This window comes from Streptomyces fodineus (assembly GCF_001735805.1).
GTDB classification, from domain to species: Bacteria; Actinomycetota; Actinomycetes; order Streptomycetales; family Streptomycetaceae; genus Streptomyces; species Streptomyces fodineus.
The window spans coordinates 292389-312012 of sequence record NZ_CP017248.1; the positions used below are offsets into that span (position 1 = coordinate 292389).

Annotated in this window: 20 protein-coding genes; 6 read left to right on the top strand and 14 right to left on the bottom strand. The window is 68.2% G+C overall.

From position 1 onward, the window contains the following. Positions 1-259: 259 nt before the first annotated feature. The 4 genes from BFF78_RS01260 to BFF78_RS01275 all read right to left on the bottom strand — a co-directional run bounded on the left by BFF78_RS01260 (position 260) and on the right by BFF78_RS01275 (position 3703). Positions 260-865 (bottom strand): hypothetical protein, encoded by a 606-nt coding sequence (locus BFF78_RS01260; RefSeq protein WP_069776544.1) that lies wholly within the window; start codon positions 863-865, stop codon positions 260-262. A 1159-nt stretch (positions 866-2024) separates the two neighbouring features. Further along, on the bottom strand, positions 2025-2321 hold the full coding sequence (locus BFF78_RS01265; RefSeq protein ID WP_159032919.1) for a hypothetical protein: 297 nt from the start codon (positions 2319-2321) through the stop codon (positions 2025-2027). 180 nt (positions 2322-2501) lie between these two features. Beyond that, entirely contained in the window at positions 2502-2696 is a 195-nt protein-coding gene (locus BFF78_RS01270) for a hypothetical protein (RefSeq protein ID WP_069776545.1), read from the bottom strand. Between the two features lie 116 nt (positions 2697-2812). Then, positions 2813-3703, bottom strand: coding sequence for a hypothetical protein (locus BFF78_RS01275; RefSeq protein WP_069776546.1), 891 nt, complete (start codon positions 3701-3703; stop codon positions 2813-2815). 838 nt (positions 3704-4541) lie between these two features. Here BFF78_RS01275 and BFF78_RS46695 point away from each other — a divergent pair. After that, complete coding sequence (locus BFF78_RS46695; protein WP_165289336.1) at positions 4542-4757, top strand: hypothetical protein; 216 nt, start codon at positions 4542-4544, stop codon at positions 4755-4757. A 140-nt stretch (positions 4758-4897) separates the two neighbouring features. On the opposite strand, the gene BFF78_RS01280 is transcribed toward BFF78_RS46695, so the two are convergent. Then, positions 4898-5416, bottom strand: coding sequence for a hypothetical protein (locus BFF78_RS01280; protein ID WP_069776547.1), 519 nt, complete (start codon positions 5414-5416; stop codon positions 4898-4900). A 1476-nt stretch (positions 5417-6892) separates the two neighbouring features. Between BFF78_RS01280 and BFF78_RS01285 the strand changes: the two genes are divergently transcribed. Beyond that, positions 6893-8614 carry an APC family permease gene (locus tag BFF78_RS01285; RefSeq protein ID WP_159032920.1) on the top strand — a complete coding sequence of 574 codons (1722 nt, stop codon included), beginning with the start codon at positions 6893-6895 and terminating at the stop codon, positions 8612-8614. On the opposite strand, the gene BFF78_RS01290 is transcribed toward BFF78_RS01285, so the two are convergent. The 5 genes from BFF78_RS01290 to BFF78_RS01310 form a co-directional block, all read right to left on the bottom strand. Then, positions 8595-10316, bottom strand: a complete 1722-nt coding sequence (locus BFF78_RS01290; RefSeq protein WP_069776549.1) for a hypothetical protein — start codon at positions 10314-10316, stop codon at positions 8595-8597. The two genes, BFF78_RS01285 and BFF78_RS01290, sit on opposite strands and share 20 nt — an antisense overlap. Then, the gene (locus tag BFF78_RS01295) at positions 10313-11341 is read right to left on the bottom strand and encodes a caspase family protein (protein ID WP_069776550.1); all 1029 of its coding nucleotides are present in this window, start codon (positions 11339-11341) and stop codon (positions 10313-10315) included. The genes BFF78_RS01290 and BFF78_RS01295 overlap by 4 nt, the downstream gene beginning before the upstream one ends. 1 nt (position 11342) lies before the next feature. Beyond that, positions 11343-11675 carry a hypothetical protein gene (locus BFF78_RS01300; RefSeq protein WP_159032921.1) on the bottom strand — a complete coding sequence of 111 codons (333 nt, stop codon included), beginning with the start codon at positions 11673-11675 and terminating at the stop codon, positions 11343-11345. Positions 11676-11902: 227 nt separating this feature from the next. Beyond that, positions 11903-12421 carry a VOC family protein gene (locus BFF78_RS01305; RefSeq protein ID WP_069783297.1) on the bottom strand — a complete coding sequence of 173 codons (519 nt, stop codon included), beginning with the start codon at positions 12419-12421 and terminating at the stop codon, positions 11903-11905. Positions 12422-12429: 8 nt separating this feature from the next. Beyond that, positions 12430-12684 carry a hypothetical protein gene (locus BFF78_RS01310; protein ID WP_069776552.1) on the bottom strand — a complete coding sequence of 85 codons (255 nt, stop codon included), beginning with the start codon at positions 12682-12684 and terminating at the stop codon, positions 12430-12432. Between the two features lie 331 nt (positions 12685-13015). On the opposite strand from BFF78_RS01310, the gene BFF78_RS01315 reads away from it, so the two are divergent. Both BFF78_RS01315 and BFF78_RS01320 read left to right on the top strand, forming a co-directional pair. Further along, positions 13016-13594, top strand: a complete 579-nt coding sequence (locus BFF78_RS01315; RefSeq protein ID WP_069776553.1) for a hypothetical protein — start codon at positions 13016-13018, stop codon at positions 13592-13594. Positions 13595-13776: 182 nt separating this feature from the next. Then, positions 13777-14769 (top strand): chitinase, encoded by a 993-nt coding sequence (locus tag BFF78_RS01320; RefSeq protein WP_079161731.1) that lies wholly within the window; start codon positions 13777-13779, stop codon positions 14767-14769. 134 nt (positions 14770-14903) lie between these two features. Here BFF78_RS01320 and BFF78_RS01325 read toward each other — a convergent pair whose 3' ends face one another. Beyond that, positions 14904-15749 (bottom strand): SDR family oxidoreductase, encoded by an 846-nt coding sequence (locus BFF78_RS01325; RefSeq protein ID WP_069776555.1) that lies wholly within the window; start codon positions 15747-15749, stop codon positions 14904-14906. Between the two features lie 128 nt (positions 15750-15877). Here BFF78_RS01325 and BFF78_RS01330 point away from each other — a divergent pair, with 128 nt between their 5' ends. Further along, positions 15878-16453 carry a TetR/AcrR family transcriptional regulator gene (locus tag BFF78_RS01330; protein WP_069776556.1) on the top strand — a complete coding sequence of 192 codons (576 nt, stop codon included), beginning with the start codon at positions 15878-15880 and terminating at the stop codon, positions 16451-16453. A 128-nt stretch (positions 16454-16581) separates the two neighbouring features. Here the strand turns inward: BFF78_RS01330 and BFF78_RS01335 are convergent, their stop codons facing one another. Both BFF78_RS01335 and BFF78_RS01340 read right to left on the bottom strand, forming a co-directional pair. Then, positions 16582-17001 (bottom strand): hypothetical protein, encoded by a 420-nt coding sequence (locus BFF78_RS01335; RefSeq protein ID WP_159032922.1) that lies wholly within the window; start codon positions 16999-17001, stop codon positions 16582-16584. Positions 17002-17059: 58 nt separating this feature from the next. After that, positions 17060-17593, bottom strand: coding sequence for a MarR family winged helix-turn-helix transcriptional regulator (locus BFF78_RS01340; protein ID WP_069776558.1), 534 nt, complete (start codon positions 17591-17593; stop codon positions 17060-17062). Between the two features lie 250 nt (positions 17594-17843). Here BFF78_RS01340 and BFF78_RS01345 point away from each other — a divergent pair, with 250 nt between their 5' ends. Continuing rightward, complete coding sequence (locus BFF78_RS01345; protein ID WP_069776559.1) at positions 17844-18911, top strand: alkene reductase; 1068 nt, start codon at positions 17844-17846, stop codon at positions 18909-18911. A 112-nt stretch (positions 18912-19023) separates the two neighbouring features. On the opposite strand, the gene BFF78_RS01350 is transcribed toward BFF78_RS01345, so the two are convergent. Continuing rightward, positions 19024-19617, bottom strand: coding sequence for a TetR/AcrR family transcriptional regulator (locus tag BFF78_RS01350; protein ID WP_069783298.1), 594 nt, complete (start codon positions 19615-19617; stop codon positions 19024-19026). Positions 19618-19624: the final 7 nt, after the last annotated feature.

Genomic DNA, 19624 nt, shown 5'->3' on the forward strand with positions numbered 1-19624 from the left:
ATGTCCGGTCTTTCGCGACGACGCTGACCGGTCGCCAGGGCGAGCGCCAGCCGGACTGGCTCGGCGCCGTCCGGCAGGACGACCTGCCCAGCCTCCACGTCCTCGTCACGGGAATCGACCGCGACCGCGATGCTGTCATCGCCGGACTCACCCTGCCCTGGAACTCGGGTCCCGTCGAAGACCAAGTCAGCCGGATCTAGACGCTCAAGCGCCAGGGCCGGTTTCTCACTTCTTCGGAAACGTGTGTATTCCAAGCCCTTCACGAGAAGATGGAGTTGAAGCCACGCATCAGATATCGGCCGTACTCCTCAGGGTTGTCGTTCGGACCCACTGCGGTCTCGACGGCGACGGTGTCCCCCCAAGCCTGTTCGTTCCCCTTTTCCTGCCGGACCCAGATTCCTTTGCCCTCAGGGAGCACCGGTTGTGTGAGCTCGGGGAGGGCGAGGCGCCCCCAGTCGATAGTCACTTCGATGTCGTTGGGCCGCTCTGACGCTATTTCCTCAAACTCGTTCACGAGGAAGTATTCAAGCCATTCATCCGCATCTTCGTATTGGTTCTCGTCCTCCTCATACTCGCTTCCCGGATGGGGAACGCCCCCTGCTGGCTCCCCGCCGGGGAGGAAGCTGATTGGGGTGAGTCCGGTAACCTTGACCTGGAGAAACGGGTAGAGGTCCTCCTCCAGCGCCAACCTTCCTGCCTGATAGACCCTCACTACGAAGTCGTCGGCCGCTGAGGCCCAGTTGCCGAGCCGGATGTAGTCGAGTGCGGCCTGCTGAATATCTGGAAGGCTGGGGCTGACCTCGATGTCCTCCCATCCTCCGCCACCTTGATGGAACGATCCTTCGAACACATAGAAGCTGTACATGCTGTCTCTCCGTGCACGGTGGGCCAGCCCAACCAACCGCCGCAAACGCTGGGATGGCACGCTGAAGTAGAGAAACCTGTCTACCAGCCCGCACTGACAAGCGGGCGACGGGTATGGCGCGAACACAGAACGTGACCAAGTACAAGAGTTGATCCAGAGCCGTGGCCAGCCACCACCCACCGGTCGGCGGCCTCCCCTTCGGCTTATGTGTGTGGCCACGATGCCCGGCCCACGGAAGGCTGGTTCGCCTCAACTCGACAGCGGACGGCGGAAAGTGACGCGGTCAACGGGCCTTCGGGCCATGCCGGTTCCTCGCCGACGGCCAGATGACGTCTGCGGCTACGACTCCTCACGGGTATCCAGCTCGAACCACACTGTCTTCCCCCTGCCGCTCGGCGAGTTTCCCCAGGAGGAAGCCAGGGCAGACACGATCACCAGCCCCCGCCCTCCTTCTGTCTTGTCCTCGTCCGGACCGAGATCCACGAGCATGGCAGGGTGGGAGTCTCTGTCCCGTACCTCTACCCGGAGATGGTGGGGGTAGTACAGCTTTTGCCTATTTCGACAAAGGATTGCTTTTGCCCCGTTTCTGTGCTTAATCCCAATCAATGGTGATCAGAACCAACCGCAACGTGCTGAGCGGTCTGCCTTCCGCGTGCCAAGCCGAAGGTGCGTAGGCTGCTGACACGAATTGTTGTCACAGGTGTGGCAGACCGACGGGTTCTTCCCGGCCGAGACGCGGCTCGGAAGAATGCATGGCTCGTGCTTCGAAATCCCGCCGAAGAAACGCCAACCGCCCCTGGCAGAAGCCGTGTTATAGATCTCTGCCCAGCAGCGGGCGCGAACCGATTCGGTGGCCGGCCCGGCGGCCCAATCCACGGCCGGAATGCGCACGGGTGTTGGCTCACCACTGAGGGCGCGCTACTCGTCAGCCCCTTCGGGCCCGCACCCGTTCACCGCCGTGAGCGGGAACGGTCCAGGCCCGATGTGGATTTCAGGCGGCACCAGACCGGCCGTCATCCAGCGCGGAAACCGGAGCCGGGACAGTGGGCGCAGGAGGAGGCGGGGCCGATGCCTCTCTGCCCGAGGTCTGCGGGCTCGACGGGTGCGCGGTCGCTCGGCGCGGGCCCGCAGCGTCTCACTGATGCTGCCTGAGTCGTACTCACCCGCTCCCCCAGTCCTGTTCGAAATCGCCGCACATCGTGCGCACCGTAGGCACAGGTCCGCCGACATCCAGGCGGCAGCGGACCGCATCCGCCGTCTGCCGACGGTCCGTGAGGTTCTCCGCATATTGCAGTACCGACACGAGAGCCAGCTGAGCAGGCGAAAGCCCACGCGGCCTGTCAGCGGGATACCAGCCGGCGAAGTCGGCGTCCGCGAACAAGCCATCCAGCCGACCGAGCACCCACATCGCGGCCGTGCCATGCGGATTGCCGGCCCGCGCCATCCGCACCGTCAACGGCGGAATCAATCGCCCTGAACCCGACGGCCCGCCGCAGGAGCGCCGGGTCCGAGCGTGATCTTGAGCTGGATCTTGTACCAGTGGTGCGGGAGCATCGTGACGCCGGTCGTCGGACCGGGGGAAGACCGAGTGAATGTTCTTCGGACCAGGTCAAGGTGCACGCCTGCCAGCGGTGCGTCATCGGGTTGAGCCGGCTGACGGTGAACCCGCGGTCGGTGCCTGCGACCCGGCTACCACGGCGTCGGTCAGGGCCCGGTGGATGACGTCGGTGACGCACCACATAACCGGGTAGTCGTCGACTTCGCAGAACTCGGAAAGCGCGGCCAGGAACGTCATCCGTAGCCCGACAGCCGGGTCGATCGGCTCGGGCATCCCATCATCCTGCCGCCCTTCGGCCCTGACCCTGGCCCCAGCTTTTCGGCAGACCGCCAAGTCCGTACAGAAGACCTACCGCAGCCGCACGCTTTCACCCGCGCGGCTTCGCTCCCCTACGCCACCGTGTGCGGCACCCAGACGGTGGCGTGGAACGGGCCGTTGGCAGTGGACGCGCCAGCAGGCGGAAGGGCTGCGCTGCCCGCGACGACGCCATGGCAGTTGACCTGCGTCGCGGAGGAGTTGAGGCCGCCGAGGGAGGCCAGGTAGGTGAAGTCGCCGTCGTCGACGCGGGCGACGAAGGCGAAGGAGTTGGGGGCGAAGTTGTCACCGACCATGACGTTCCCGGCGATCTGCTTGACCTCGGTGACACCACGCCCTGAGCCGATCATGGCACTCGTGTGTGTCATGAGGTCGAACGACCTGGAGAGCAAGCTGTCGCTGCCGACCACAGTGCTCCCGCTGATCAGCTGGGCGGTCAGGAAGTGGGACCCCAGGTCCGTGCGGATGCCGGTGCGGAGGTCGTAGGCGTATCCGGTGAGGCCGTTGCCGGCCGTTCGAGACTGACCGACCACGGTTGAACCGCTGACGTCGTTGGCTGTGCTGGAGCTTCCGCCGAGGGTGCCGAGATCGGTCATCGTCCGGGTGCGCAGGCTGTACGCGAACCCGTGCTTTGTGGTGGCCGGCATGTTCGGCAGGGAGGAGCTGCCCACGACGATCGCACCGCTGACGGCCGCCGCGGTGCTGTCGCCCGACGCCCCGGCGAGGCTGCCGAGATCGGTCATGGTCCGGGTGCGCAGGCTGTACGCGAACGCGTGGGTCACCACGTCGCCGGACAGCGACGACGTTCCCACCACGGTGTCACCGTTGAGGCCGGTGATGTTGGTGCTGCTGCCGCCGAGAGTGCCGATGTCGATGAGCCGGCGGGTCCGGACGTTGTAGGCGAAGCCATGAGTCGGGCCGTCGGTGGAGAGGTCTGACTCCCCGACGACGTAGTCCCCCTCCACGCCGGTCGCGTGGCTGGAGCCCCCAGCGTGCCGAGATCGGTCATGGTGTGTCTGCGCAGGTCGTATGCGAAGGCGTGCTCGGCGGCGTCGCCGCTCGTCAGTGAGCTCCCGACGACCGTGTTGCCGTCGATGGCGGTGGCCTCGCTGCGGGTACCGCCCAGGGTGCCGAGGTCCTGCACGGTGTACTGCACGGACCCCGCCGCCGACTCGGCCGACGACGTGTCAGCCCCGTACGCCGGACCGGCGCCCACGGCGAGCAGACCCGCGCCCACCAGAATCCAGGCACGTAAACGTATGCGCATGATGCCCCCTGCAATGATCGATCGGGACGAGCACGGTTCGGCAGACCGCTGTGCCCTCCCCAGGCACGGGCCGACCGGATGTCGCACAGCCTTCACTTGTACATCAGTTCCGATCGGCCAGGCAGTGGGCGGTCGGCCACAAATAGGAGGTTCGTGACCTCGCCGTCAGGGAAGCTGCGCTCCTGAACGGAAAGTCCCAGCCGTTGGCGACGGGAAGGGCTTGTTGCCCTCCGTGCGTCTGGGCAGCGTCATCGGGCAGTCGGCCACCGCGTGACCTGGCGCCCGAGGGGCTTTGAGCCGGCGGACGAGGTCGCGTGGTGGGGACGAGCCGCATGTCCGGGCCGATCTCGGCCAGCGGACGGCACGCGCCGCCCCTGCGACTCCGCGCACCGCTTGCACAGGTAGATACGCGCCTCCGCCGTGGCGCTCGTCGAGGCGTACAGCGCAACCTCCCACGGTGGGGCAGCTCCGGTGGCGGGGGCCTGTTTTTGCCGCTGGATGCGGCGTGGACGTGCTCGCGGATGCCCTCGGCGTAAATGAGCCAGATCGACACTTTTGCGGCGCGGGCGACTGCGGCGAAAGAGATCGGCTCGTCGTCGTCCAGCATGAGCCGGATGGTGTCGAGCACACGTTGGCGTTTGAGGAGGCTGGCCCATCTCCCGAGCTTTCTCGCGGTCGGCCCGCAGGCTGTTGGCGTGGTCGTCGATCGCGGGCAGGTAGGACGGGTCTGGACCGGAGAACCCGCGGCCTGAGCACTGGAAGCGGATCAGGCATACGTGTCCGCCGGCCTTGTCGTTGGTCGGTTCGGTTCAGCCGCCGAACGGAACAGCGGCCGACCGGCTCCCGCCCTGGACCAGGTGCGTGCTGGGGCGTTCTTCCGTACCGATCAGGCCTATCCGACCGCCTGCTCACCCTTGACGACGGTGAAGGCGATGCCGCCCAGTTGCGAGGTGAGGTAGCGGTGCAAGGCCGCTGAGGCGCTGCCCGCTTGGCTGGTCTGCAGTTGGATGCCGGAATGGTCCGTTGCCGGGCCGATCTGGTATACGGGGAACCCTGCGATCGTCGGGCCGCTGTGTGCCATGAGCCTGCGGACGGCCGTCTGCAGTGTCCGCTCGGAGTAGCGGCAGGCAAGGATGTCGAGCCGGTTGAGGTCGACGGCCGGGTGGGCACGCTTGGCCGCCCGCGCGAGCAGCCTCCCGCGCGCCACGTCCGTGACACACAGCGCCACCCGTCCCGGGGTGTAGCCGTCGATCACCGTGCCGAAGATGTCCGAGTACGCGGCGTTGAACTCCTCGTCGCCGACGGCCTGTGCAAGGGCCTGTGCCTGCGCGGTGTCGTCGGATGCGCCACTGCCCGCAGAGGGTGAGGCCGCGCTCTGCCCGTGCACGCCTTCCGGACAGGAAGCGCTCATCCCGCCGCTCGAACTCCTGCTGCCCGCCGAGGACGCAGACGTAGTGCCAGCAGACGGCGTCCGCGCCGCCGAGTTCCCCAGCGAAGACCCGGCGCACGCCGCAGTGGCAGCCAACATCCCCGCACAGAGCGTCAGAGCAACAGCGCGCCTCATGGTGTCCTTCTTCCGCCCGTGGTCCCGACCAAGCGCAGCCGCTCCCAACCAGGCCCCGAGACGCCGCGACACGATGGCGCGCAGTGTAGCGAGTTCGAAATGGCTCACGACCGCCCGTGCCCAGTGGCGGCGCGCAACGCGGCGGCGGCGCGCGATGCACATCGGAGCCTCACGGATGCGCGACACCTTCGCCCGCCGTAGTGGCCGTGCCTTGTCCTGCCGGCACTCGTGCTCGTGGCCCGGCCGCCATCGTGACCGCGCTGCTGCTCACCCATGGCGTCCCCGATGCCTGGTGGCCCCAGACCGGCCACGCCTTCCACTCGCCCCGGGGCACGGCCACACCCAACGACCCCTGCGACCTGGTCCTCGGCCCCGCCCGGGACTACTTGGCGGGACACGCCATGGCGGGCGACCGGGGACCTCGGCAGCCTGTCGCCCGCGCGGTGATCCCGGCGGATCGCTTCGAACGGGAGGGGATTTCCGGCGGTGGCGGATCCTGGGGCGGGACGCGGTCGTCTTCCCCGAGGTGGTGGCCGGGCGCAAGGGCGGCTCCACTTGTAGAGCCGAACGTGGCTCATACAGATGCCACAACCTCGAATCCACTTCAGACTCCGGGAAGTCGCGATCCACTTTTGTGAGCCGGAGATCTCGGTGAGCTGCAGGAGGTACCGCCCGTCCACCGGCGCCGGTACGGGGCGTCGCTGCCGATCAGCGCGCCTCGCGCCCGTGGCCAGCAAGGAACTGTCCCCCGCGGCCAACGCCACAGGAGACCGCCCGGCGCATCGGCGCACCACCTGCGACGCTCATCCCGGGTGCCCGGCACCTGACGATGATCTCCAGCCCTGAGGCGGTCGCGACGGCCGTGGACAGGCTCACGGCGGCATCGATCACGGCATCTCGGTAACTCCGCCGCTACGCCGGTGCGTACGTCAAGGGTCAGCTGTCCAGGCCACCTCATCAGTAGTGGCTGTGCTGGATCCATCGGTCACCGCCCCGGCCGGTGGGCCGCGGTCCGGGCGGATCTCTCCTCGTAGCGGTCATGCACGGGAGCACCCTCGACCCCGACCTGCGACGCTGCCCGGTCGAGATCGCACGCCTCGCCCTGTAGTCTCCGGCGCCACCTTCGTCACCATGCCGGTATCGGCGGTCAGCCTGGGCTGCATCGACATGGTCAGTTCCACGCCGACCACGGCGGCGAGCGGCAGGAACGCCGGCCCCGTGCGTACCTGCTCGCAAACGCCGTTTCCTCGGCCCCCTCCGACCAGTACCCTGTTCGCCACTGTGCGTGAGGATCTGCCGATGCTACGCGGGGGAACAAGGCGGATGAGTGTCCGGGAATTGAAGCCTGAGGGCCGGCAGCCGGTGCGGGCCGAGGACGAGGACGAGCAGCGGCGGCTGTCGGTGTTCCACCTCGTCGGCCTGGCGGCTGGGGGCATGATCGGTTCCGGCTGGCTGCTGGGCGCGGACGACGCGTTCCGCCGGGCCGGTTCGGACGCCTACCTGGCCTGGGTGTTCGGCGGCCTGCTCATGCTGCTGATCGCCGCGGTCATGGTCGAATTGGGCACCGTCGCCCCCAAGACCGGCGGGCTGATATTCCTGCCGCTGCAGAGCAGCGGCGCGCTGGTGGCGACGGTGGTCGCGGCCGGCCTGTGGATCTTCTACGCGATCAACCTCTCCAGTGAGGCCGTCGCGATGACGAGGGGCCTGTCCTGGAAGGTCCACGGGCTCCTGGACTCCTCCCAGGCGCTCACCCTCACAGGCTGGGGCTACGCGCTGGTGTTCATGGCGGCGATCTCCGCGGTGAACCTGGTGGCCCCGCGGATCTTCTTCAGGATCAACTCCTGGCTGACGGTGGTGAAGGTCATCGTCCCTGTCCTGACCGTCGCGCTGCTGATCGCCGCCGGCTTCGACCACCCAAGTCCCCACGCGAGTGGCGGCGGCACCGGAAAAGGCCCCGGCGCCGCCTTGGCAGCGGTCGTCGGCAGTGGCGTGATCTTCGCCTACGTCGGCTTCCAGGGACCGCTGGACTTCGCCGGGAACATCAAGCGGTGGGGACGGGGAATCGGCGAGGCGGCCCGGCTCCGAAGGGCGGTCTTCGGAACGATCGTCGGGGCGATGGTCCTGTACATATCGCTTCAGGTCGTCTTCACGAAGTATCAGGCGTCCTACTGGAGTCCGGCCGGCATCGAGCCGTCGCCCTATGCGCAGTTCGCCTTCGCCCTCTCCCTGTGGTGGCTCGGGTGGCTGCTCAGGATCGGCGCCGTGATCTCACCCATGGGCGCGGGACTCGTCTTCGCCCATGCGCTCACCCGCGAGGTGGCAGCGCTCAGCCGGGCCCATCTCACGCACCGCGGGCTGCAAACCGCCCGCAAGGCCTCCCTGAAGCGGCGGTACGACGTGTACTGGCTGGTCCTGGTCGTCGACTTCTTCGTCGCGAGCGTCGCGTTGCTGGCGGTCGGCGGCAGCTGGAGCTCTCTCGTCGCGATCACCGGAGTCCTGACGCTGGTCGTCTACGCCGTCCCGGGCGTCGTCCTCGTGTCGCTCCGCGATCACCTGACCGGCTGGTCCCGCCTGCGGCGCGGCGCCCGCGAGGTCCTGGCGCGTACCGGTTTCGCGCTGATCGCGCTGATCCTCTACGGGGCGGGCTGGGCCCCCTTGTGGCGGGGCATGGCGACCCTCACGGTGGGCTGCGCCCTGCTGCTGTGCCTGCCGATCCTCGCCCGGTGGCTGCCCGCCTTCGGCCGGATGTACGACGCCAAGGTGCACGTGACACTGTTCCGGCACTGGCGCACCAGCTCCGCCGCCCAGGCCGGACTCTGGCTGATCGGTCATCTCGCGGTGCTGACGCTGCTGACACTGCTGGGCGATTCCTCGGTCAGAGTCCTCCCCAAGCTCCTCGGGGGCTTCCTGGCCGTCGCTGCGGCGCTCGCGGCCTTCGAGGGCCTGGTCGACGCGTCCAGACGCCACATGACCGAAGTGGCGCCCATGCTGCCGACCCCGGGCACCGGCCGCCCCGCCGCGGCCGCTAACGCAGCGAACGAATGACCTCCGTGGCCTCCGCCTCGTATCCCCTGCCGCGCAGCTCCTCGACCGCCTCCTCCCGGCGGTGCGTGTCGGACCACCGGCCCACCGTGGCACGGAGCAGGAAATGCCTGTCCTCTTCCGTCATCGTGCTGGCGCGCAGCCGGTCGACGACCAACGCCACGCCTTGAGGGGTGACACGCTGCTCGTTCTCCAGGCATCGTTCGAGCAGGTCCCAGCCATCGCGGGGCAGCTCTGCGCCGTACAGGCAGGCGGCGATCTCGGCGATGACCGCACCCGAACCCCGGGGCACCGCGACGGGGTCGGAGGGGTCCGCCAATTCCTTGCAGGCCAGATCGACGGCCTCGGCGCGGCCGTGGCTCCGCAGCCCTCTGACATACTCGACGAAAAGCCCGGCGTCGGCGCCCTGTTCGAGGACGCGCGCGGCCAGTTTCTGAGCGATCGTCTGCGCCACACGGTTGCGGTCCCTCGGCCGCTCGATCCTGACCAGCAGACCGGCCATATCGGTTCCCGAGCGGTCATCAGTGTGCGCCGCGGCGGCGATACGCAGCAGCCTCCTGCATTCCGGCTGCGCGTTGAAATTGCCCAGTACCGTGTCCAGGTAGTCGAGTTCCACCGGTGAGCGGGGCCCGGCCGCTCTCGCCGTCCCCCTGGCCACGATGTCGGCGAGCAGGTCCTTGGTCGTCCTGGTGAGCGCCTCTGAGCGGTGCCAGGCGATGACGATCTCCGCCAGGTGTTCCACGTTGTCGCGCGAGGCGGCGTGCTCGCGGATCAGCGCGCACTTGTCGGAGGATCCCTGTCTGGCCAACTGGCCGCAGATTTCTGCGATGTCATGCTGGGACAGCCGTTTGCCGACATGCTCCACGAGCGTGTCCGGGCTGTCGGTCCGGGTAGCGATCAGATGGGCGACGATCCGTCTTGTCTCGGGTACGTGATCCGGAATCCGCAACTGTGCGTCGACCCACGCTTCCAGGATCCGCTCGGAGGGACTGAGCTGGTGGAGCGCGCCGGCAAGATCCTGGAACTCCCTGGGAATCGTGTACGAGGCCTGCGACGGCACGTGCACGTGCTCGGTGATCGCGACGAGGGTCTGACGGAGGAGCTCGGCGGCCTCTTCCTCGCACTTCTCATCACGCAGCGCGATGTAGAGGAGGGCCTTGTCGAGATTGGTCCGCCCCGAACTCGGTGTGGTGAACACGCGCAGCGTCTTGTCCACCAGCTCGGTCTTTCCAGCGCCACGGCACTCCCGGACGAAGACGGCAACGTCGAGCACCGTCCGCTGGCAAGCGATGTCATGGATGACGCCATCTGTCAGCCGTGGGTACCGGCCCTCACTCGTACGCTCCGCATCCCATTGCCGGATGGCGAGTTCCGCGGCGTGAATGATGTTCCGGCTCAGCGCCGCCGTGGCCACCATGTTGACGGCGTCCCGGTAGTCGAAACTCACGGCGCATTCGATGAGCCGGTCGATGGTGCTGAGCATGGCGAACGCGTGCAGGGCCCTGATCGCATTGGCGGGCCGGGGCCTCTCACTGCTCTCGGTGACGGGCTGCTCGCCCTCCCGCATGGCCTGCATGCGCTCCTTGAAGGCGGCGACCGAGCACTTGGTCACCCATTCATAGCCGAAGCTCCACGACTCCGTCGCGCCGTCGCCCTCGGAACGTCTGGCCACGTCGGAACCCGAGGCCTTCTGGCCCTCCGTCATACGCGCAGTGCCTTCTCCACCTGGTTCCAGTAGCGGGCGAAGGCGTGGGGCGAGTCGAACGCCTGGTTGGCCCGGACGTCGATGTGCCGCGCGAGATGCCGGCTGGCCTCATCCGGCCTGGAGCTGAGCAGAGCGACCACGTCGCCGGTCTTTCGCTCGTCCTTCAGCAGTTCATCGAGGCGGGAGTCCCGGTCCATCATCAACGTCTTGACCCAGTCCCCAGGCTCGACCGGGAGTTGCGGGACCGGGTCGCGCTTCTTGAGCTCCATCTGGTTGGTGAAGAGCGGGGTGCCGTCACGGGCGTCGTTCAGCGACATCCTCGGTACCTGGTGCTGGGCACCTGTGCAGTTCTCCATCTCCGCCTTCACCGCCTCCCGCAGGAGGCCGATGGTGAGCTGGTGGTTGTGGTCCTTCGTGCCGTCCTGCAGTACGTGCAGCAGATGCCCGCTGAACGGTGTGCACTTCGAGAGATCCCCGGGCAGAGCTGAGCAACCGTCAGCGGAAGCGAAATTGGCATTCTTGACGGCCGTGAACACACAGGTGCCCTCGTCCAGCGCGCCCAGGACTCCTGGAAGGACGGGCTCCTCCCCGAGCTGAGGCAGCAGGTTCGAGTAGCAGCAGTCGGCGATCAGGACCTTCAGCCTTGCCCTGGCCTTGCGCATGACGCGGTAGACGTACCAACTGGAGAGCCAGGTCCATGGCTTGTCCCGGTAGGACGAGCCCACGGAGAAGTGGACCTGCGCGCCGGGAACGTCACTCCAGTACTGGCCGTGGCCGACATACACCACCAGGAGGATGTCGTCGGGCCCCGTCTCGTCCGCGGCCGCCTGCAACGCCCTCATCACGCCGTCGGCCGTCTGGACCTCGTCCTCGGTCAGAACCCGGCAGCAGTCGGTACCCCACATCTCGTCGCCCGCGAGAACCTCGCCGTACATCCGCGCGCTCGCACCGATCGGCGGATGGCCGTCCATCCCCGAATCGACGGCGTACCTCGCCGGTCCGATCACCACCGCACGCGATGCCATCTCAGCCGTCCAGCCCTTCCGTCGTCGGCTCCGCTGCCAAGTCGGGCACCGACTGGGTGGCGACCAGAGTCTCGGGCGGATCCAGCCGCTCACCGCGCCAGTGCTCGACGACCCGCTTCACGGCGTCCACCGCGGCGGACACGGTCATCTCGGTCGCCTTGCCGACCGCGGCCACGAGGACGATCTCGACGATGCCGCCGGTCAGTACCTTGCCCTCGTCGACGGCCGACGAACGCCACGACAGACCGGTCTCCGCCTCCAGTTCGTCGAGCATCCGGTCCGTCTCGTCCAGACCGGTCGGCCCCTTGACGGTCACCGAGATCCTCGTAGCCATGCCAACGCCCCCGCCCCGAGCTCAGGTCGACAACCAGGACGCCGAACCCGGTTCCGCAGTTCCCGTGTCAGCGCCCATACCAGCGTACTCACCAGAGCAAGCCACCCCGCTCCGATCAGCCTGCCCCAGCCCCGGCCCGCGCAGGGGCTGTCCGAACGAGCTGGTTTCGCATGCAAGCGGGCCGCCCGGTTCGGAACCCGGACCGCCCGCTGCAAGGGGCAGGTCAGTTACGGCTGGTCCGTAGTGGCCGTCCCCAGTTCTTCCCGCAGTGTTCGCTGGACGTAGGCCATGGCCTCTTGGGCGTCCGGATCGGCAAAGCGGCCGGCCAACTCGTCAGGGGCGACGTCCTCTACCCGCTCGTGCAACCACCACAGGTGTCCCTGGGGGTCTCGCACCCGGGCAACGCGCTCACCGAAGGCGAGCAGGGTCGGGCGGGTCACCACACGGGCGCCGGCCGTGACGGCCTGATCCACGGTCGCACGGGCGTCATCGACATAGACACGTAGGTGAGACGGGGTCGATGGCCAGCCGGGTTTGGCATCGAAGAGCATGATGACGCTCTCGCCGATCTCGACCTCGACATGACCGATATCACCGTCGGGATCGAGCATTCGGGAGCCGGGGGTCTCGACCGCTCCGAACGCCGACTTCAAGAAATGCACTTCTGCGTCGCTGTCGCGGCTGATCACCCAGGCGTTGACTCGTGCGTAGCGCGGCGGAACCTGAACCTGTGGCTGGGATGTCATGCGACGGATCATGTCAGCGGCCGTCCTCGCCCGCTAGACGCCCTCTGCTCCAGTACACGGGACACGGCGCGTCGGAGATTCTCGTCGGGCCCGGCAATGAACTTGCCGAACACGGCCACCGCTTCGGGCCCCGCGACCTCGGGAGAACCGGCGTCGAATGGTGGCTTCGGGTCGTATTCCATGGCCAACTGGGCGAAAGTCGCGACCTCTTCCCCGCAAACGTGCGCAATGACGGTGAGCCCGAAGCCGATGCCCGCGGTCACACCCCGCCGGAGAACCTGTTCCGGTCCATGCACACCCGTTCCGTCGACACCTTGGCGCCCAGCCGGGCCAGATGGTCGCGGGTGGACCGATGCAATCACTTCCTCCACGAATCCTCCGGGCACGCACAGGTGAGCGGCACCCGAAGGGCCTCGATCCTGGCCCCACCACCTCAGAACCTCAGGTTGAAGCCATCGGTTATGTGCGCCTTAAGCGGCGTGTAATGAATCCTTAGAAACCCAACTTCTCTACCGGCCAGAGGAGTTACCGTCAGTAATATGTTGTACAACAGTACGCTGACGTCCGCATTCCCCATCCGAGAGGAAAGACACCATGCGCTCACACCTGAAGTTACCCGTCACCGTCACGGCGGTGACACTCGCCACAGCCCTCGCTGCCCCGGTTGCCTCGGCACGCACCGCCTCCGCCGCCTTCCAGGGTGGGGGCAACCACGTAATGCGGCCGTCGGACAGCCAGAACATCAACGTCCACGTGACGTCCTACGGCTACAACGACAACGACGACGGCAACGGCCACTACGGCACCGCGCAGATCGCCTATCCCCAGATACACAACGAGGCGACCGAAGACCTCGGCACCTACGACCACCCCGCCACCTTCGCTACCGACCCCGGCGAATTCGCCCCCGGCACCCGCATCTACGTCCCGTACCTCCAGAAGTACTTCATCATGGAGGACGGCTGTGCGGAGTGCAGTTCGGACTGGAACAACGGCGTGTACCACGTCGACCTGTGGATGGGCCCCGCCAGCACGCAGCCAGAGCCCGCCCTCGGCAACTGCGAAGGTTCGGTCACCCAGGACTCCGGCATCATCGTCAACCCTGACCCTGGTCTGCCGGTCGACACCACCCCGATGTTCTCCGACGGACAGTGCACGGTCGTCCACCACTGAGCCGTCCCTGAGCGACCTGGCCCGTCGGTGTTCGGTCGCCGTCGGCAGCCGACGAACGCACATGCCTTCGCATCCGCACACCAGGTCAGGCATACCGTGCCGGAGCACGCCGCCCCCCCCAGGCCCAAGCCTGCGTGGACGGCGGTCCCATTCTTTTCGACTCCCAGTCCGACAAGGCAACCATGAACACTCGCACCCCCAGACCCGCTCTCGCCGCGCTTCTGCCACTCACCGCCACCGCCATGCTGGTCGCGAACGGAGAGCCGGCCAACGCCGCTACGGCGACGTCGACGTGGCCCGCGCACTTCGCGGCCCCCTACCTCCAGATCGGCCCCGGCACCGCCGGTGACATGGCCGACGACATGGCCGCCACCGGTCTGAAGCACTACACGCTGGCATTCCTCATCCCTGAGGATGGCTGCACGGCCAAATGGGAATTCAACGGTGACCCGGTCGGCGCGTTCACTTCGGAAATCAACGCGCTCAAGGCCAACAGCGGAGACGTCATCATCTCCTTCGGCGGAGCCGCCGGCGGCGAACTCGCCCAGACCTGCACCTCCGTCTCCGACCTGACCGCCGCCTACGCCAACATCGTCAACACCTACGGCGTCACCCGGCTCGACTTCGACATCGAAGGCGCGACCCTCGACGACACCGCCGCCAACACCCGCCGCAACCAGGCACTCGCCGCGCTTCAGGCGCAAAACCCCTCGGTCCAGGTGGACTACACGCTCGCGGTCGCCCCCGACGGCCTGCCCTCCGCACAGACCGGACTCCTCCAGGACGCCAAGGACAACGGGGTCGACGTCAGCACCGTCAACCTCATGACCATGGACTTCGGCGACGGACACAACGCGCTCGCCGACGCCGAATCGGCCGCACAGGCAACCGCCCGGCAACTCGCCCATATCTACGGCGTTTCCCACTCACAGGCGTACCAGATGATGGGCCTGACGCCGATCGCCGGCAAGAACGACGACGACGAAGTCTTCTCCCAGTCCGACGCGGCCACGCTGGAGAACTTCGCCGCCTCCAACGGAGTCCAGGAACTGTCCTTCTGGGAAGTCGACGGATACGACAAGCCCACCGGCTACGCGTACTCCAACACCTTCAACCAGCTCAGCACCACCCAGGCACGCAACGCGAGCGCACGGACACCACGCGCAGCACACTGACACCGCCTCGGCAAGGAGGAGAAGGTATTCCAAGACCACCTGAGCCGGCGCGATGAGCGGGCTCAGGTGGTCGGCGGTGCATTACCTGCCGAGGTCAGATGTCGTCGTCGCGGATCGGGCAGATTGCCGGTTGTTCAGCGGACCCAGGCGCGGGTGAGGTCCTGGACGGCCGAGCCGTCGAGGTCGGCGAGCGTGGTGGCGACGAAGTCGCGGGCCCACTGCGAGGTCTGGATGCGGAAGGCCGGGCGGTCGGCGGTCAGGGCGTCGATGATCGGGGCGGCGGCCTCGGCCGGGGTCTGGGCGTTGCCGAAGGACTGCCGGGTGCGGGCGATGTACGCTTCAAGGGCAGGGGCGTAGGGCCCGGCCGCGGCGAGCAGGGCGGGAACGTCCAGGCCGAGGTTGGCGACGAACTCGCTGGCCACCGCGCCCGGTTCGACCACGGTGACATCCACGCCGACGGTGGCGGCGACGGGCGCGAGGGACTCCATGAAGCCCTCGACGGCGAACTTGGCCGCGCAGTAGGCCTCGTTGAAGGGCTGGCCGACGACGCCGCCGACGCTGGTGACGGTGATCACGCGGCCCTGGGCGGCGCGCAGGTGGGGCAGGGCGGCGCGGGTGGTGGCCACGACGCCGAAGAAGTTGACCTCCATGGCGGCGCGGACGTCGTCGAGGCTGCTCTGTTCGATGGTGCCGACCTGGGCGGCGCCGGCGTTGTTGACCAGTGCGTCGAGGCGGCCGTGCTCGGCGATCACTTCTTCCAGGCAGGCGGAGATGCTGTCGGGGTCGACCACGTCCAGGCGTTTGACCTGGATACGGTCGGCGACGTCGTTCTCGGCAGCGGCCTCCAGCAGTGCCTCGGCCTTGCCCGTGTCGCGCATGGTCGCGATGGTCGTCCAGCCGGCGCGGGCGGCGCCGATCGTGGCGGCCAGGCCGATGCCGGAGGACGTGCCGGTGATCAGAACCGTCTTCTCGCTGGTCATCAAGGGTTCTCCCGTCAAGAGTAACTGGAGTCAGCCAATAACCGGGGAACTCCCCGGTTATTTGTAACGGTAACCGGGGAACTCCCCGGTTGTCCAGGTAGACTGATCTCCCGACGAAGGGAGCAGCCTTGACCACCCAGCCGAGCCCGCTGCGCGCCGATGCCCGCCGCAACCGGGAGCGCATCCTCGAAGCGGCCGTGCGTGCCTTCTCCGAGAAGGGCGCGGACGTTCCGATCGACACGATCGCCAAGGCCGCGGGCGTCGGCTCGGCCACGCTCTACCGCCACTTCCCCACCCGCGAGGCACTGGTCGAGGCGGCCTACCGCAACGAGCTGGCCCGGGTCTGCGACAGCGCCGCCGAGCTGCTGGCCGACCTTCCGCCGGACCGGGCGATACGCCTGTGGATGGACCGGTTCATCGACTACCTGGCAGCCAAGCAGGGCATGGCGGACGCCCTGCGGGCCGCGGTCGCCTCCGGCGCGGACCCCTTCGCCGAGACCCTCGACAAGCTCAGCACCGCGATCGGCACCCTGCTGCACGCCGGCACCGAAGCCGGGCTCCTCCGCTCGGACATCGAACCCATCGACGTCGGCCTCAGCCTCAGCGGCGTCGCACTGATCACCAGCGCTCCCGCCCAGCGCGAACGGGCCGGCCGCCTCCTCGACCTGCTCCTCGACGGGCTCCGCTACGGAACAGACCGATAACCCGTCCCTCTGGCACGCTGCACGGGCCCGGTGGCGGGCAGCGGCCATGGCACGCAGGGGTCAGCCTGCCACCGGGCCCTCTCGGTTGATGCCCGATCTCCAGGTCACTGGCTTTGCCTTGGTGGCGCTCAGGCAAAGCCGTGCCAGGGCTGTCGCCAGCGGATCGACGTCCTGGGCTTGCCGCCGGGGAGCGCCGGTCGCGCGGCCGCCCGACCGGAGGGACTGTGCCGGGCGGTGTCGCCTGGCCATGCCTGAGTGGCCTCTTCTCCGGCCGGGTCCTTCGGCGGCACGGAGAGGCGGCTCACGGCGTCGACGAGGGCAGCGCGATGCTGAGCCAGCCGCTGCGGCGGCCTTGCCGTGTCCGGGTCGGTGAGGTCGGGGCCTCGGGCTGCCGTGAACCATGCCTGGGCCAGCGCGAGGGTGAGGACCAGGATGTCGGCCGGGTCGTGGCCGGCCTGGATGGTCCCTCGCCGCCGAGCTGCGGACAGGGCCGCTTCCTTGTCGGCCGCCTCCAGGCGCACCCACTCCCGCTTCTCCTGCTTCTTCACGAGAAACGGGGAGCTCGGGGGGAACCGGCCGTCCGAGCAGGTGGGCACCGTCGAGGTGCTATCGCTTCTGGTCTGTACCTGCGGGATCGGCGGCGGCCTTCACGAGGTTGTGCTCCAAGCGTTCCAGGGTGAGCAGGGCCGCGGCCCGCTCGTCGGCGGACATACCAACGGTCGAGAGTTCCTCGAGCCGGCTCCAGACCCGCTCGACCTCACGGCGCAGGGCATGGCTGGCCACCGTGGGTTCGATGAGGGACGCGCGCTTGTCGGTGGGTGAGGGGCGGCGACGGACGAAGCCGGCCTGCTCCAGGCGCTGGACGGTGCGGGTCATGGTGGCGGCGTCGGAGTCCAGCAGGCGCACGAGGTCGGCCTGCCGCTGGGGGCCGAGTTCCCACAGGTGCATCATGACCAGCTCCTGGCCCGGATGCAGGCCGATGCGGCGCAGCAGCTGTCCCGCGAACATGCGGTGCAATCGGGCCAGGCGGAAGATCGCGTGACTGATCGGGCCGGTGCCGGCCGCGGCCGGCACCGGGACGGTTGCCTCGTGTCCCCTGCCCGGGGGACCCCATCCGGCTTCCGATGTGGGCTGCGCCATCTCTTCCTCACTTTCCTGTCCGATCAACTTAATCCTACCTGTCGATAGCCCCCTGGCCTGTCGGCCTTCGGATGAGGAAAGACACCCCAGGACATGGGGGTGTGACCTCTGTCACGTTCAACCTCGGGAATGGATGCAGCGGATTTACCTGTTCGGACAGGTGATTTACTTGTCCGAACAGGCAATCGCGGTGCAGGCCGGGCCGTCGCACGCCCGGGCCGCGCAACAGCACTCATCCAGAGGAGAGACCATGACCACTGCTTTCGATCCGATCGTCCTGGGCGGCAAGCGCCTGGCCAGCCGCGTCGTGATGGCGCCGATGACCCGCAGCCGTGCCTTCGGGGCCGGCGCCGAGCCGACGGAGCTGATGGCGACGTACTACGCGCAGCGCGCCAGCGCCGGACTGATCGTCACCGAGGGCATCCAGCCCTCGCCGGTCGGGCAGGGCTACCCCGACACCCCCGGCCTGCACACGCCCGGGCAGGTGCGGGCGTGGCGGACGGTGACCGACGCCGTGCACCGCGAGGGTGGTGTGATCTTCGCGCAGCTGATGCACACCGGGCGGATCGGCCACCCGAGCCTGCTGCCCGACGGTCTGCTTCCGGTGGGGCCGTCGGCGGTGGCCGCCAAGGGTCAGGTCTACACCCACGAGGGGCCGAAGGACTTCGTGGTCCCGAAGGAGCTGGGCGAGGCGGAGATCCGGCAGACGATCGCCGACTTCGCCGCCGCGGCACGCAACGCGGTTGAGGCCGGGTTCGACGGCGTGGAGATCCACGGTGCCAACGGCTACCTCATCCACCAGTTCCTCGCACCCAACACCAACCAGCGCACCGACGCCTGGGGCGGCAGCGTCGGGGGCCGGATCCGCTTCGCCGTCGAGGTCGTCACGGCTGTGGCCGAAGCGATCGGCAGCCACCGGGTCGGCCTGCGGATCTCGCCCGGAAACCCGTACAACGACATGTCCGAGGACAACCCGGGCGAGGTCTACGGGACGCTCTTGGACCGGCTCGCCGGCCTGGAGCTTGCCTACCTGCACCTGATGGAGGGGCCGGACCGCGCCCTGACCGCGTCGCTGCGCAAGGCGTGGCCGAGCACGTTCATCCTCAACCCGTTCACCCACCCCGACGCCACCGGCCCCGACGCGCTGAAGCTGGTCGAGAACGACAGCGCGGACATGGTCGCCTACGGGGCGCTGTTCCTGGCCAACCCCGATCTGCCGCGCCGCCTCGCCGTCGACGGTCCGTTCAACACCCCGGACCCGGCCACCTTCTACGGCGGCGACCACCGCGGCTACACCGACTACCCGACCTTGGACTGACGTCCGTTGCCGCGCTGCGGCCTGCCCGGTAGGGGCTGCCGCCTGATCGACCGAAAGCCGATCAGGCGGCAGCGATCACACAGCCCTTGACGTTCGTTTCGCGTGGCATGCCTCAAGTCCGCGCGAGCGCATGGTCGATGGTGGTGAGCCACTGGGTGACGATGGTGTCGACGAACTCGTCGGTGGCTTCGGCCCGGTCGAAGAAGAGGCGGGCGAGGAGGGGGCCGTAGAGCAGGCTGTACTGCTCGGCGGTGATCTGCAGGCCGGACGGCTCCAGGAGCTTGTTCAGCGCGGCGAGGCGGTCCTCCGCGATCCGGGCCATGGCCTGGGCGCTGTCGGGGTCATGGTCGGCTTCGGCGGCGATGGCCAGCGCTGCTGTGCGGGTGGCGGGGACGGTGATACCGGCGCGCAGGCTGACCAGCCAGGCAGTGGCGACAGCGCGTACGTCCGCGCCGGGTTCGGGGTAGCCGACGTCGGGGCCTTCCAGGGTGACGTCGGAGAGCAGGGCCGCGCGGCTGGGCCAGTGCCGGTACAGGGTCTGACGGGTGACGCCGGCCCGTTCGGCCAGGAGCGCGGTGGTCAACCCGGTCAGCCCTACCTCGGGCAGCAGTTCGCGGGCAACGGCCAGGATCCGGGCGCGGGTGCGCTGGACACGGGGGTTGTCCGGATTCGGCTGACGGCGGTGGACGGGCGGCTTGGACGGCATGGCGCCC

Excerpts from the sequence above, each read along its gene's own strand:
- BFF78_RS01260 (WP_069776544.1), bottom strand. The coding sequence starts at position 865 with ATGTACAGCTTCTATGTGTTCGAAGGATCGTTCCATCAAGGTGGCGGA.
- BFF78_RS01270 (WP_069776545.1), bottom strand. The coding sequence starts at position 2,696 with ATGCCCGAGCCGATCGACCCGGCTGTCGGGCTACGGATGACGTTCCTG.
- BFF78_RS46695 (WP_165289336.1), top strand. The coding sequence starts at position 4,542 with ATGAGCCAGATCGACACTTTTGCGGCGCGGGCGACTGCGGCGAAAGAG.
- BFF78_RS01280 (WP_069776547.1), bottom strand. The coding sequence starts at position 5,416 with ATGAGCGCTTCCTGTCCGGAAGGCGTGCACGGGCAGAGCGCGGCCTCA.
- BFF78_RS01285 (WP_159032920.1), top strand. The coding sequence starts at position 6,893 with ATGAGTGTCCGGGAATTGAAGCCTGAGGGCCGGCAGCCGGTGCGGGCC.
- BFF78_RS01290 (WP_069776549.1), bottom strand. The coding sequence starts at position 10,316 with ATGACGGAGGGCCAGAAGGCCTCGGGTTCCGACGTGGCCAGACGTTCC.
- BFF78_RS01295 (WP_069776550.1), bottom strand. The coding sequence starts at position 11,341 with ATGGCATCGCGTGCGGTGGTGATCGGACCGGCGAGGTACGCCGTCGAT.
- BFF78_RS01300 (WP_159032921.1), bottom strand. The coding sequence starts at position 11,675 with ATGGCTACGAGGATCTCGGTGACCGTCAAGGGGCCGACCGGTCTGGAC.
- BFF78_RS01305 (WP_069783297.1), bottom strand. The coding sequence starts at position 12,421 with ATGACATCCCAGCCACAGGTTCAGGTTCCGCCGCGCTACGCACGAGTC.
- BFF78_RS01315 (WP_069776553.1), top strand. The coding sequence starts at position 13,016 with ATGCGCTCACACCTGAAGTTACCCGTCACCGTCACGGCGGTGACACTC.
- BFF78_RS01320 (WP_079161731.1), top strand. The coding sequence starts at position 13,777 with ATGAACACTCGCACCCCCAGACCCGCTCTCGCCGCGCTTCTGCCACTC.
- BFF78_RS01325 (WP_069776555.1), bottom strand. The coding sequence starts at position 15,749 with ATGACCAGCGAGAAGACGGTTCTGATCACCGGCACGTCCTCCGGCATC.
- BFF78_RS01340 (WP_069776558.1), bottom strand. The coding sequence starts at position 17,593 with ATGGCGCAGCCCACATCGGAAGCCGGATGGGGTCCCCCGGGCAGGGGA.
- BFF78_RS01345 (WP_069776559.1), top strand. The coding sequence starts at position 17,844 with ATGACCACTGCTTTCGATCCGATCGTCCTGGGCGGCAAGCGCCTGGCC.
- BFF78_RS01350 (WP_069783298.1), bottom strand. The coding sequence starts at position 19,617 with ATGCCGTCCAAGCCGCCCGTCCACCGCCGTCAGCCGAATCCGGACAAC.